Below are 13,090 nucleotides of genomic sequence, written 5' to 3'. Positions count from 1 at the left end.
GTCGGGGTCAGGGTGTCTTCTTGGCCGGGACGGCGCGCTTCGCGCGCGCGGCGACCGCCGCACGCGCAGTGTTGAACTCCTTGCCCCAGACCGGATGGCCTTTCTCGACGTCGCTCAGCTGGAAGTTGGGATCCTGCTGCAGCGCCGTCTCGAAATTCAGCCGGCACTGGCGCAGCCGCCCCATGGCGCAATGGCTGAACGCGATGAACTTGTAGGCCTTGACCTGGGATGCGGAAGACAGCTCCGGCGCCGTGCTCAGGGGCGTGAGGGCGGCGATGGCCTCGTCGTAACGGCCGTCCGCATAGATGTCGAGCGCCTGGGTAAGCGCCTCTTCCTTCAGGGCCGCGGGATCCTTGGGCTTCGCAGCCTCCTTGCCATCCGCGCCGGCGGCGGTTCCTTCCGCCTGCGCAGGACTTCCACCCGCGCCCGCCTGTCCCGCCGGGGGTGTCTGGCAGCCGCTCAGCAAGATGCCCACCAGGCACATTCCACCAATGAGCTTCGTCTTAGATGCCATGCTTTCCTCGTCAAAATGGCAGATGCACCAGCGGCTGCCGGCCGCCGGACACCGGTCTCGTCTTTCCACATCCCGCCGGCAGGCAGACCCGCCGCCGGGACGACTTCATTCGAATTTGTGCGTGAGCACCACGGATTCGCCCCGTCGCACCTGCACCATCCGGGTCACCGTTTGCGATGCCGGATTCGAGATCTCGATGCGGTGGAATCCCTCCGCCAGGGTCAACTGGGTCAGCGGCGGCGTGGTGCCAGCGGGAATCCGGTCCACGGTGACATTGCCCCACGGCATGACACGCAGGATCACCCTGCCGGTGTTCTCTGCCTCGCGGCCGGCCATCCGCTGGGACCGCGCAGGGTCCTCCGCAGCAGGTGCCGAAGCCGCAGGCGCCGGGCCCGAATGCGCTGCCGACGCCGGAGGAAGAGCGGCCACGACGGGGGCGCTGGCCCGAGGCGCAGGCTCCACAGGGGGCGGCACCGCAGACGCTGCCACGGACGGCGCAGAGGCTGGCGGCGCAGGCTCCGGGGCCGGCACGGCTGCTGCCTGCAGCGAACGCGCCGTCAACTGGGTCAGGGCCTCCTCGGCCTGCATCCGGTGGGCACCGTTCGGGAACGCGCTCAGATAGGCCTGCACGGATTCCACGGTGTTGATGCGAGATGCCAGTTCCCACTGGCTGGCCTCCTGTACGGCCATCCTCTCTCGCGCAGCCGCCTCGCTGGATGCCTGCACCGTCCACCATACCCCGCCGACCAGCAGCAGTGCGAGAAACGCCAGCAGCGGAACCAGCCACGCAGGCCGCGTCTGCCTCGAAGGCGCAGGGATGGATGCAGCCACGGCGGGCGCAGCCGCAGCAGCGCCCGCCGAAGACGCGGCTGCGGCCCGGGAAGACGTCCTTTCGGAGCGATGGCCGACCTCTGGATGAACCTCGCGCGCAGCTGCGGCGGATGGCGGCTCCAACCCTGCTGGCCGGGTATCCTCCAGCGACATCGGCTGCGTGGGCTGCAGGTAGGCCGGCTCCTCGGCCATGTGGTGCTCCACATGGGGGCCCTGGGCGCCCTGGGCGCCGGCATGGGCCAGGTGCGAAGGAATCATGGAGGCCACGGCCTCCACAGGCCGCAGCGTCGGTGCGGCAGCGGCGGCCTCGGGCAGCGGCTCCGACGCACGGACCGCCACTTCCGCGCCGGCCGCCGCAGCGGAAGCATGCGGCCAGGAAATGGTCACCGTCTTGAGGCCCAGCAACTGCCGCAGTTCGGCAATGCTCTGCGGCCGCTCCTGAGGCTTGACTGCGAGTGCGTTCTGCACGCCGTGCAGGAAACGCGCGCTGAAGCCCGGGCAGTTCTCCGGTGTGAGCTGGGCCAGCGGGTCGTTGATCATGCGGGCGACCGATGTCGCGGGCAGACGCCCGGTGATCGCCTGGTACAGCACCGCGCCCAGCTGGTAGATGTCCGTCCAGGCCCCCTGGGGCATCGCACCGTCGTCCACGTACTGCTCGATGGGCGCGAAGCCGGGCTTGAGCACCATGGTCAGCGCCTGGGTCATGTCGCCGATGATGCGCCGCGCCGCGCCGAAATCCAGCAGCACCGGCATGCCGGACTCCTGCAGGAAGATGTTGTCCGGCGCGATGTCGCGGTGATAGCAGTCCGCCGCATGGAGCATCTCGAGCACGTCGAGGATGGGCACCAGCACCGCCGACAGCCAGGCCTCGTCCACCGTGTGCTGCTGGGCCAGGAAGGAGCGGAAGGTCTGCCCCTCGTAGTACTGCATGACCATGTAGGCCGTGCCGTTGGCCTCGAAGAATCGGTACACGTGCACCAGCGCAGGATGGGAGAACTTGGCGAGGAGCCGCGCCTCGTTGATGAAGCTGCGCAGCCCCGCATCGAATGCACCGCGGTGCTGCGACCGCACATGCACCTCGTTGCCGTCCTTGCGTCCGGCCAGGGTCGCGGGCATGTATTCCTTGATCGCCACGATGCGGTCAAGGCTCAGGTCGCGCGCCTTGTAAACGATGCCGAATCCCCCCTCGCCCACGACGTCGTTCAGCCGATACTCACCGACCTGCACGCCGGGCCCCAGGCAGTTCGCCGAGCCACTGAATTCCTTGTCCATGAGTTCACGCTTCCAAGCACCGCTGCTGGCGGCGCGAATGTCGCCGGCCGCCGGGCACTGCCCTGCCGCGAAATCCCGTCTCCTGCACGTCGAGCACCAAAGTCAAGGCATCACTCCCAGGCGGCTGTGTTTCTGCTCTGTATGGAGACGGCGGAAAAGTGGTTCGCCGGCCGCCGTCTCGCTGACTCCCGCAAAGCTATTGCGCAAGCAGCTCTGCGGGGACCGGCAAGTGTAACGGGAACGTGTGACACGCCCCTGTCATCCCGCACTCCGCCGGGGAAAAAGACAAATTGTTTCTTTTGTTTCTCACGACTGAACAATGTTGAAAATTGGAGTATTTCCAAACGCATTGCCCCTCCCTATGATCGGCGGCGCAACTAGGCATTCGGAAAAGCCTGCCTGAGCGCTTTCGCGCAGCCCCTGGGAGGGGGGATGTCCGTCAGCGATTATGGCCAGGGCTCTCTTGGCGAAAGGCCCCGTTCGTGAGGAGCAGGCCACCGCAGCAAGAGCGGGCCGGTTCCATTTTTATCTTTTCAAGGCGCATCTGCGCTGTCCATCAAAAAGGAAGCATTCCATGTCCGTCGATATGTTCATGAAGGTTGAAGGTGCCAGCGGCGAGTCACAAGACGCCAACCACAAGAGCTGGACTGACATCCGTTCCTTCACCTGGGGCGCGACGCAGCCCAACTCGATGGCCACGGGAAGTGGCGCAGGCGCCGGCAAGGTCACCTTCCACGACCTGAACATCGTGGCCAAGATCGACAAGGCCTACCCTGCGGTTCTGAAGCATTGCTCCTCCGGCAAGCACCTGGGCCAGGTGGAAATCTCGATGTGCAAGGCCGGCGGCACGCAGATCGAATTCAGCAAGATCACACTCACCGACGTGCTGGTCACCAGCGTGACCGTCAGCGGCACCGACGGCAGCGATGCCGTCCTCGTGAACTACGCATTCCAGGCCGCAAAAATCAAGACCCAATACTGGGAACAGACGAACCAGGGCGGCAAGGGCGCAGAAAGCTCCGCTGGCTGGAACATCAAGGAAAACAAAGAAGCCTGATTCTCTCGTTCTGCGCAGAAGCCGGATGTCTTGCGAGGCTCCGGCTTTTTTTATTTCCCACAGACAGCCAGTGCGTCCATGCATCTTTTTTTCGCATGGGTCGATGCACAAAATGCCTGAAAGCAATGTTTGCGTCTTTGCGGAAATACCGACTCCTTAATGCTCGGATTTTGAGCAGCGTCCGCCATTCGCCCCCATCGGAAACTCTTTGCCGGAGAAGTGCAACGATATCCAATAAAAATCTGCAAATCCGATAAAACCAACACGCACCCAGCATCCATGCCAGAACAAATCGACTATGCATTTTTGAGCGCCCTGGAAGGGGGCTCCCAGACGAGCGGCTACGTCCCCGCAGCCAATGTCAGCAAAAGCGGTGTGACCATTGCAACGGGGTTCGACCTAGGGCAGCGGTCCGAAAGTGATCTCAAGAACCTGGGACTGGCCAGCAATCTGATCGAAAAGCTCAAGCCCTGCCTCGGCACCAAGGGTGCCGACGCCAAGAAGCTGATCGAGAAGACACCGTTGACCATCACCGCGGCAGAAGCCGAATCGATCGACAAGGCCACAAAGGCCAGCCACATCGCCAGCCTGAAGCTCAAGTACGACTCGGCCACGGCCGAGAAGAAGCACTTCATCGATCTGCCTGCGGAAGCCCAGACCGTTGTCGCATCGGTGTCGTTCCAGTACGGCATCAACCTGGACTCCGCCACGCCAAAGTTCTGGAAAGCCGTGACGGAGCAGGACTGGACGGAGGCCGTGAAGCTGCTCAAGAACTTCGGCGATGTGTACCCTACCCGACGCGGCAAGGAAGCCGCCCTGCTGGAGAAGATCAAATGATGAAGCGATGGATCACCCTTGCTGCCGCCGTCCTGGGTTCGGTCGCCGTGCATGCTGCGGATGGCACCGTCCATGTCGCCAACGCGGAACTGCTGGCAGCGCTGCAGAACCCCAAGGCGGCGCTCACGACCGCGCGCACGCCGCTCGCGTTCGACAACGGCGCCTCGGCGAAGAACTGCCTCGACTACTCGGAACTTCTGGCCAAGGCACAGCCCGTCGAGTCCACCCGCAATTTCGAGATCCGGAGCGAGTACCTGCTGTGCGACAGCCTCCGCCAGGTGGGCGGAAGGCCTTTCGTGGCAGAAAAGGCTGCGGCGGCTGCAAGCCAGGCCAAAGCTCTCTACCAGCAACTGGATCTGCGCTCGTTCCCGTCATCGCTGCACAATCGCGCAGATGCCGGCAAGCACTCCCTGAAAGCCTTGCTGCCCGGGGCGCCCCGCTTCGAAGGCAATGCCGTACAGGTGGATGCCCCGGACCAGTTCTTCCGCCTGGAGGTCGTGGGCCTCATCGACAACGGCAAGGGCCGGAAACAGGACCTGCTCGTCTGGGTGACCGACGAATTGAAGAACGGTACCTATCGCGGCTACGCCAGCATGGTTGTCCACCCGCCCCACACGGCAACGGGGTCCTACACCGCGGTGACTGTGTCCCGGTGACCCGGAGAGCAGGTGCGGGTGCATCCCCTGCCTGCTTACGCACCTACATCGCCACGGCACGCATCGCCATGCGCAGCCAGTCGCCGGGCCCCAGCACGGGCCGCCTCAACAGGCTGTCCCCGCGCATGGCCTCCACCTTGTCGAGAATGCGCAGTCCTCCCTGTACGACCAGGCGCAGCTCCCACCCCATCCGTCCAGGCAACTGGTGCACGAGCCCGGCCCCTTCGACCATGAGTTCACGCGCCCATCGCGCGCTGTCTGCCACCAGCGCCCGCGCCTGCGGGGAAAGCGGCTGCCGCTGCAGCAGCGCGCGGTCGATGTCGAACCGGGCCAGGTCGGCATCGGTGACGTAATGCCGCCCTCTCGGCAGGTCCACGCTCAGGTCCTGCCAGAAATTCACGAGCTGCAAGGCAGTGCATATCGCGTCGCTGCGGCGCAGCGCCAGGGGATCTCCGATGCCGTAGAGATGCAGGAGCAGGCGCCCCACGGGATTGGCCGATCGCCGGCAGTAATCCAGCAATCCGTCCCGGTCCGCGTAGGTCAGCCCCTCCGACGTCCGGAGCACATCCTGCACAAAGGCACTGAGCAGATCCGCCAGCAGCGCCACGGGAAGGGAATGGCTGCCGATGGCGGCCTGCAGCGGCCCGAACACCCCCGCCCACCGCGACTGCGGCGGCGCGCCCGCAGCGATGCGGTGCAGCTCCCGGGTGTATTCGTTCAGCGCATCGAGACGCTCTGGCGCGGTGGCGTCACCTTCGTCGGCAAGGTCGTCCGCCGTGCGGGCGAACGCATAGATGGCGGCAATCGGCTCCCGCAGCGCAGGGGGGCACAGCCAAGAGGCCACGGGAAAGTTCTCGTAGTGCGTCACCGGCCTGGCGCGCACGATGGCCGGCGAACGCTCGGCTCCGGACGCGCCGGTGGTGCCGCCGGGCTCGGAAATCGAGGGCGAATCCGGACGTTCCTGAGAAACATCGCCGGACTCTGGAGGGAGGATTGAGGCAGAGGGCTTGGACACCCCGCGATTGTCGCTTGACAGCCGCTGAGGCTTTCACCTAGATTACTAACCAGTCAGTCATTAACCAACCTCTGGGTCCCGCCATGCCGACTCTCGCGCAGCCCCGCATGCACCGCCAGCCCCCATCCACCCAGCCCCTCCGCGGGGCTTTTTCATGGAAACAGCTTGCCGTGGGCAGAAGGCGGGCCGCGCTGGCGGTCCTGGCCGCCACCGTGCTCTGGGGGTGCTCCAGGCCCGAGCCCGACCCGGAGCCGGAACGCTCCGTCAAACTGCTGACCACGGGCACCGCCCCGCTGCAGACCCGGCTCGAATATGCTGGCGAAGTGCGGGCACGCGTGGAGTCCCGCCTGGGCTTCCGGGTGGCGGGCAAGATCGTGCAGCGCCAGGCAGAACTCGGCCAGCGGGTGAAGGCCGGGCAATTGCTGGCGCAGCTCGACTCCCGCGACTACCAGCTGTCCCTGGATGCGGCACGCGCCCAGGTGGCTTCGGCGCAGACCCAGCGAGATCTCGCGGCCGCCGACTACCAGCGGTTTTCCGCGCTGAAATCCCAGAATTTCATCAGCGGTGCGGAACTGGACCGTCGCGCAGCCACGCTGAAGGCCGCGGAAGCCTCGCTCGAGCAGGCGCGGGCGCAGTCGGCATCCCAGGGTAACCAGGCGGGCTATACGCGCCTTCTGGCCGACGCGGCCGGCGTGGTCACGGGCATCGATGCCGAGCCGGGCCAGGTCGTGGCCGCGGGCACACCCGTCGTGCGCATCGCGCAGGACGGGCCGCGGGACGTGGTGTTCTCCGTCCCGGAAGACCGGGTCGCCGGTGTGCGCCCAGACCAGACCGTGTCCGTGCGGCTGTGGTCGGGCGGCCCCTCCGTGCCGGGCCGCATCCGGGAGGTCGCGGCCAGCGCCGACCCGGTCACCCGCACCTTCCAGGCCAAGGTCGCCCTGGCCGCGGACAATCCGCCGCCCCTGGGTGCCACCGCCTATATAACGCCGGAGACGCCGGACAGGGAGGGCGCGCAGGCCATCAAGCTGCCGACCAGCGCGCTGCGGCAGGAAGGCGCACAAACCGCGGTGTGGGTCTATGAGCCGTCGAGCGGCACGGTCCGCTCGCAGGTGATCCAGATCGCGCGGGCCGACGGCAACGAAGTGGTGGTCGGCGCCGGGCTCACGCCGGGCATGCAGGTCGTCGCCACGGGCGTGCACGTCCTCTCGCCGGGCCAGAAGGTGCAGATCTACCGGCCCCGCGTGCCCTCCGCCGACGCTCCGGCCGCCGCTGCCCTGCCCGCCTCCGCGGCCGAATCCCCCCGCTGAGGACACCCATGGAACAAGCGACACCGCAACCGCAGCCATCCGGGGGCTTCAACCTGTCCAGGTGGGCCCTGGACCATCCCGCGCTGACGCGCTACCTCATGGTGGTGCTCATGGTGCTGGGCATCGCGGCCTATTTCCAGCTCGGCCAGGACGAAGATCCGCCTTTCACGTTCCGCGCCATGGTGGTGCGCACCTACTGGCCCGGCGCCACGGCGCAGCAGGTGGCGGAGCAGGTCACCGACAAGCTCGAGCGCACCCTGCAGGAAGTGCCCTATGCGGACCGCATGCGCAGCTACTCCAAGCCGGGAGAGTCGCAGATCATCTTCGAGATCAAGGAATCCTCCCCGCCAGGAGAGGTGGCCGGGGTCTGGTACACCGTGCGCAAGAAGATCGGCGACATGCGCGCCACCCTGCCGCAGGGCGTGCAGGGGCCGTTCTTCAACGATGAATTCGGCGACGTCTATGGCGTGATCTACGCGATCGAAGCGGAAGGTTTCAGCCAGGCAGAGCTCAAGACCTTCGCCGACGACATCCGCCAGCAGCTGCTGCGCGTCAAGGATGTGGCCAAGGTTGAGCAGTTCGGCATCCAGGACGAGAAGATCTACATCGAGATCTCGCAGAAGCGGCTCGCCCAGCTCGGTCTGGACATGAACCAGGTCCTGAACCAGCTCGGCCAGCAGAACGCCGTCGAGAGCGCGGGCACCGTCCAGACCCCGCAGGACCAGGTGCAGGTCCGCGTGGCCGGGCAGTTCGGCGCCGTAGAGGAACTGCGCGCCATGCCGATCCGGGGCGCCTCCGGTGCACAGCTGCGGCTCGGCGACATCGCCGAGGTGCGCCGCGGCTACATCGACCCGCCCTCCGTCAAGGTGCACCACCAGGGGCGGGAAGTCGTCGCGCTGGGCGTGTCGATGGCCAAGGGCGGCGACATCATCAGCCTCGGCGAAGCACTGCATGCGGCCGCACGCCGCATCGAGCAGACCCTGCCAGCCGGCGTGCGCCTCGAGAACGTGCAGGACCAGCCCCTCGCCGTGTCGTCGTCCGTGAACGAATTCTTGAAGGTGCTCATCGAGGCCGTGGTGATCGTGCTCGCCGTGAGCTTCCTGAGCCTGGGCCTGCACAAGCGCCCGGGAAACCATCCGCTGTGGCGCCGCTGGACGCTGGACATCCGCCCCGGCCTGGTGGTCGGCATCACGATCCCGCTGGTGCTGGCCGTGACCTTCCTGGCCATGTGGTACTGGAAGATCGGGCTGCACAAGATCTCCCTGGGCTCGCTCATCATCGCGCTCGGACTGCTGGTGGACGATGCCATCATCGCCGTCGAGATGATGGTGCGCAAGATGGAGGAAGGCTACGACAAGGTCCGCGCCGCCACCTTCGCGTACGAGATCACCGCCATGCCGATGCTCACCGGCACCCTGATCACCGCGGCGGGCTTCCTGCCCATCGGCATCGCCAAGTCGGTCACCGGCGAATACACCTTCGCGATCTTCGCGGTCACCGTGATCGCGCTCGTGCTGTCGTGGTTCGTCTCGGTGTACTTCGTGCCGTACCTGGGCACGCTGCTGCTCAAGGTGCCCGAGCACCCGAAGGCGGAAGACCATCCGCCCGGAACCACCCCTGCAACTGCGCAGGGCCCGCACGAGGTCTTCGACAGCCCCTTCTACAACACCTTCCGCCGCGCCGTGGATGCGTGCGTGGAACACCGCTGGATCACCATCGGTCTCACGCTGCTGCTCTTCGTGCTCGGCATCGTGGGCATGGGGCGTGTCCAGCAGCAATTCTTCCCCGACTCCAGCCGTCCGGAAATCCTGATCGACGCATGGTTCCCCGAGGGTACCTCGTTCGCCGCGAACGAAGCCGTGCTCAAGCGCATGGAAAAGCGCCTCGTCGAGGAACCCGGCGTGACCGCGGTCAGCACCTGGATCGGTTCGGGCGTGCCGCGGTTCTACCTTCCGCTGGACCAGGTCTTCCCGCAATCCAACGTGTCGCAGATCATCCTGCAGCCCCATGATCTGGCGCGGCGCGAAGCGCTGCGGCATGCGCTGCCGGCGATGCTGGCCCGGGAGTTCCCTGAAGTGCGCGCCCGCGTCAAGCTGCTGCCCAACGGGCCGCCCGTGGCGTATCCGGTGCAGTTCCGCGTGGTCGGCAACGATCCGGCGCGGCTGCGCCGGCATGCGGACGAAGTGCGCAAGATCCTGCGCGAACACCCGCAGATGCTCGGCGTGAACGACAACTGGAACGAGTCCGTGAAAACCATGCGCCTGGAGATCGACCAGGACAAGGCGCGCGCGCTCGGCGTCACCAGCCAGTCCATCGCCCAGGCCGCACGCACCGTGTTCACCGGCACCACCGTCGGCCAGTACCGCGAGGGCGACCGGCTGATCGACATCGTGTTCCGGCAGCCTCCGGACGAGCGGCAGGCCATCACGGACATCGCGAACGCCTACCTCCCCACCGCGTCGGGCAAGGCCATTCCCCTGACCCAGATCGCGCGCCCAGTGTTCGCCTGGGAGCCCGGCGTCATGTGGCGGCAGAACCGCGAGTACGCCATTACCGTGCAGGGCGACGTGATCGAGGGCCTGCAGGGCGCCACGGTCACCGAATCCCTGCTGCCGGGGCTGCGCCAGATCGAGGCCCGCTGGCATGCATCGGGAGACGCCGGCTACCGCATCGAGGTCGCCGGCTCCGTGGAGGAAAGCTCCAAGGGCTCCACGTCCATCGCGGCCGGCGTGCCCATCATGCTGTTCATCACCTTCACGCTGCTCATGCTCCAGCTGCACAGCTTCAGCCGCGCCCTGCTGGTGTTCCTCACCGGCCCGCTCGGCATCGCCGGCGTGGCGGGCGCGTTGCTGCTGCTCGGCCGCCCCTTCGGCTTCGTGGCGCTGCTGGGCGTGATCGCGCTCATGGGCATGATCCAGCGCAACTCGGTCATCCTGATCGACCAGATCGAGAGCGACCGGGCGCGCGGCGTCCCGGCCTGGGATGCCATCGTGGAATCCGCGGTGCGCCGGCTGCGTCCGATCGTGCTCACCGCCGCCGCCGCCGTGCTGGCGATGATTCCCCTGTCGCGCAGCGTCTTCTGGGGGCCGATGGCGGTCGCCATCATGGGCGGGCTCGTCGTCGCGACGGTGCTCACGCTCCTGGCGCTGCCTGCAATGTACGCTGCGTGGTTCCGCGTGCGGCGGCCCGAAACGCGGCCGCCGCAGCCCGCCTGAGCGGGTGTGCCCCGCCGACAGGGTAAAATCGAAGGTTGACCAATTTCACACAGCGGCGGCCCCCCCGGTCCGCCGCTTTTTGTCGGTAGCCCGCCGGGAACGGTGGGCGGAAAGCCAAGTGGAAAAAGCGCGGGTGGCGAAATTGGTAGACGCACCAGGTTTAGGTCCTGACGCCAGCAATGGTGTGGGGGTTCGAGTCCCCCCCCGCGCACCACGAGCAACACGGTGAGGCGGTCCCGCCACGGGACGGCCGTCACGGTCCCATTACCTAGAGGAAGAGCCATGGCCGTTACTGTTGAAACCCTTGAAAAGCTCGAGCGCAAGATCACGCTGAGCCTGCCCCTGACCGCCATCCAGTCGGAAGTGGACTCGCGCCTCAAGCGCCTGGCCCGCACGGTGAAGATGGACGGCTTCCGTCCCGGCAAGGTGCCGATGAACGTCGTCGCCCAGCGCTACGGCTACTCCGTGCAGTACGAGGTGCTGAACGACAAGGTCGGCGAAGCCTTCGCCCAGGCCGCCAACGAGGTGAACCTGCGCGTTGCCGGCCAGCCCCGCATCACCGAGAAGGAAGGCGCTCCCGAAGGCCAGGTGACCTTCGACGCCGTGTTCGAGGTGTTCCCCGAAGTGAAGATCGGCGACCTGGCCACGGCCGAGGTCGAGAAGATCTCCGCCGAGGTCACCGACGCCGCCATCGACAAGACCATCGACATCCTGCGCAAGCAGCGCCGCACCTTCGCCCAGCGCGCCCAGGGCACTGCCGCCGAGGACGGCGACCGCGTGACCGTGGACTTCGAGGGCAAGATCGACGGCGAGACGTTCTCCGGCGGCAAGGCGGAAGACTTCCAGTTCCTGGTGGGCGAAGGCCAGATGCTCAAGGAGTTCGAGGATGCCGTGCGCGGCATGAAGGCCGGCGAAAGCAAGACCTTCCCCCTCGCCTTCCCCGAGGACTACCATGGCAAGGACGTAGCCGGCAAGACCGCCGACTTCCTCGTCACCGTGAAGAAGATCGAGGCGGCCCACCTGCCCGAAGTCAACGAGCAGCTGGCGAAGTCCCTGGGCATCGCCGACGGCACCGTGGAAGGCCTGCGCGCCGACATCAAGAAGAACCTCGAGCGCGAGGTCAAGTTCCGCCTGCTGGCCCGCAACAAGCAGGCCGTGATGGAAGCCCTGGTTTCCAAGGCCGAGCTGGACCTGCCTAACGCCAGCGTGCAGGCAGAGATCGCCCGCCTGCTGGAAGGCGCCCGCGCCGACCTCAAGCAGCGCGGCATCAAGGATGCCGACAAGGCCGAGATCCCCGAGGACGTCTTCCGCCCGCAGGCCGAGCGCCGCGTGCGCCTGGGCCTGGTCGTGGCCGAACTCGTGCGCGCCAACGAACTGCACGCCACTCCCGAGCAGCTGAAGGCGCATGTGGACGAGCTCGCCGCCAGCTACGAGAAGCCCGAGGACGTGGTCCGCTGGTACTTCGGCGACCGCCAGCGCCTGGCCGAGGTCGAGGCCGTGGTCGTCGAGAACAACGTCACGGCCTTCGTGCTGGACAAGGCCAAGGTCACCGACAAGGCCATTTCCTTCGACGAACTGATGGGCCAGGGCTGAAGCCACGGCGCCGGCGCATGCATCCGCAGCGCGCCGGCTCCTGCCTGCCATCCGGGGCTTGTGCTGGCGAGCACAGGCCCCAATTCATTTCTCGGTACAGTATCTGCATGACTGGAGAAAACATGAGCGCACTGGAAACACAGGCCCTGGGCATGATCCCCATGGTGATCGAGCAGTCGGGACGCGGCGAGCGGTCCTACGACATCTATTCGCGCCTGCTCAAGGAGCGGATCGTCTTCCTGATCGGCGAGGTGAACGACCAGACCGCCAACCTGGTCGTGGCACAGCTGCTGTTCCTGGAGAGCGAGAACCCCGACAAGGACATCTCCTTCTACATCAACTCCCCGGGCGGCAGCGTGACGGCCGGCATGGCCATCTACGACACGATGCAGTTCATCAAGCCGGACGTGTCCACCATGTGCCTGGGCTTCGCGGCCAGCATGGGCGCCTTCCTGCTGGCGGCTGGCGCCAAGGGCAAGCGCTTCTCGCTGCCCAATTCGAAGATCATGATCCACCAGGTTCTGGGCGGTGCCCGGGGCCAGGCCACGGACATCGAGATCCATGCCCGCGACATCCTGCGTACCAAGGACCAGATGAACCGCATCCTGGCGGAACGCACCGGACAGCCCCTGGACAAGGTCAAGGCCGACACCGAACGCGACTATTTCCTCACTGCTGACGAGGCCAAGGAATACGGCCTGGTCGACCAGGTGGTGACCCAGCGTCCCTGACCGGCGGCGTTGCCTCCGGCGGCGGTTTCCTTTCGGGGAAGGCGTCCGCCGCCATTTCGTTA

Annotated in this window: 10 protein-coding genes and 1 tRNA gene; 8 read left to right on the top strand and 3 right to left on the bottom strand. The window is 66.3% G+C overall.

The annotated features are described in order from the left end of the window. Positions 1-7 precede the first annotated feature (7 nt). Together BLR05_RS21080 and BLR05_RS21075 are read right to left on the bottom strand one after the other, a co-directional pair. Complete coding sequence (locus BLR05_RS21080) at positions 8-514, bottom strand: TssQ family T6SS-associated lipoprotein (protein WP_092838473.1); 507 nt, start codon at positions 512-514, stop codon at positions 8-10. Positions 515-619: 105 nt separating this feature from the next. Beyond that, positions 620-2,617, bottom strand: a complete 1,998-nt coding sequence (locus tag BLR05_RS21075) for a serine/threonine-protein kinase (RefSeq protein WP_092838470.1) — start codon at positions 2,615-2,617, stop codon at positions 620-622. Between the two features lie 574 nt (positions 2,618-3,191). On the opposite strand from BLR05_RS21075, the gene BLR05_RS21070 reads away from it, so the two are divergent. The 3 genes from BLR05_RS21070 to BLR05_RS21060 all read left to right on the top strand — a co-directional run bounded on the left by BLR05_RS21070 (position 3,192) and on the right by BLR05_RS21060 (position 5,167). Continuing rightward, positions 3,192-3,674, top strand: a complete 483-nt coding sequence (locus tag BLR05_RS21070) for an Hcp family type VI secretion system effector (protein ID WP_092838467.1) — start codon at positions 3,192-3,194, stop codon at positions 3,672-3,674. Between the two features lie 279 nt (positions 3,675-3,953). Continuing rightward, the gene (locus BLR05_RS21065) at positions 3,954-4,511 is read left to right on the top strand and encodes a pesticin C-terminus-like muramidase (RefSeq protein ID WP_092838464.1); all 558 of its coding nucleotides are present in this window, start codon (positions 3,954-3,956) and stop codon (positions 4,509-4,511) included. Further along, positions 4,508-5,167, top strand: a complete 660-nt coding sequence (locus BLR05_RS21060) for a hypothetical protein (RefSeq protein ID WP_225979188.1) — start codon at positions 4,508-4,510, stop codon at positions 5,165-5,167. The genes BLR05_RS21065 and BLR05_RS21060 overlap by 4 nt, the downstream gene beginning before the upstream one ends. 43 nt (positions 5,168-5,210) lie before the next feature. On the opposite strand, the gene hpnC is transcribed toward BLR05_RS21060, so the two are convergent. After that, on the bottom strand, positions 5,211-6,053 hold the full coding sequence (hpnC, locus tag BLR05_RS21055; protein WP_225979339.1) for a squalene synthase HpnC: 843 nt from the start codon (positions 6,051-6,053) through the stop codon (positions 5,211-5,213). A 212-nt stretch (positions 6,054-6,265) separates the two neighbouring features. On the opposite strand from hpnC, the gene BLR05_RS21050 reads away from it, so the two are divergent. The 5 genes from BLR05_RS21050 to clpP all read left to right on the top strand — a co-directional run bounded on the left by BLR05_RS21050 (position 6,266) and on the right by clpP (position 13,028). Further along, positions 6,266-7,489, top strand: coding sequence for an efflux RND transporter periplasmic adaptor subunit (locus tag BLR05_RS21050; RefSeq protein ID WP_092838458.1), 1,224 nt, complete (start codon positions 6,266-6,268; stop codon positions 7,487-7,489). An 8-nt stretch (positions 7,490-7,497) separates the two neighbouring features. Next, positions 7,498-10,704, top strand: a complete 3,207-nt coding sequence (locus BLR05_RS21045; protein WP_092838455.1) for an efflux RND transporter permease subunit — start codon at positions 7,498-7,500, stop codon at positions 10,702-10,704. Positions 10,705-10,831: 127 nt separating this feature from the next. Then, positions 10,832-10,918, top strand: a tRNA-Leu gene (locus tag BLR05_RS21040). A 68-nt stretch (positions 10,919-10,986) separates the two neighbouring features. After that, on the top strand, positions 10,987-12,297 hold the full coding sequence (gene tig, locus BLR05_RS21035) for a trigger factor (RefSeq protein WP_092838452.1): 1,311 nt from the start codon (positions 10,987-10,989) through the stop codon (positions 12,295-12,297). Positions 12,298-12,419: 122 nt separating this feature from the next. Further along, on the top strand, positions 12,420-13,028 hold the full coding sequence (clpP, locus tag BLR05_RS21030; RefSeq protein ID WP_092838449.1) for an ATP-dependent Clp endopeptidase proteolytic subunit ClpP: 609 nt from the start codon (positions 12,420-12,422) through the stop codon (positions 13,026-13,028). The last annotated feature ends 62 nt before the right edge of the window (positions 13,029-13,090 follow it).

This window comes from Paracidovorax cattleyae, assembly GCF_900104515.1.
GTDB lineage: Bacteria > Pseudomonadota > Gammaproteobacteria > Burkholderiales > Burkholderiaceae_C > Paracidovorax > Paracidovorax cattleyae.
This window is presented reverse-complemented; position numbering and strand designations above follow the sequence as displayed.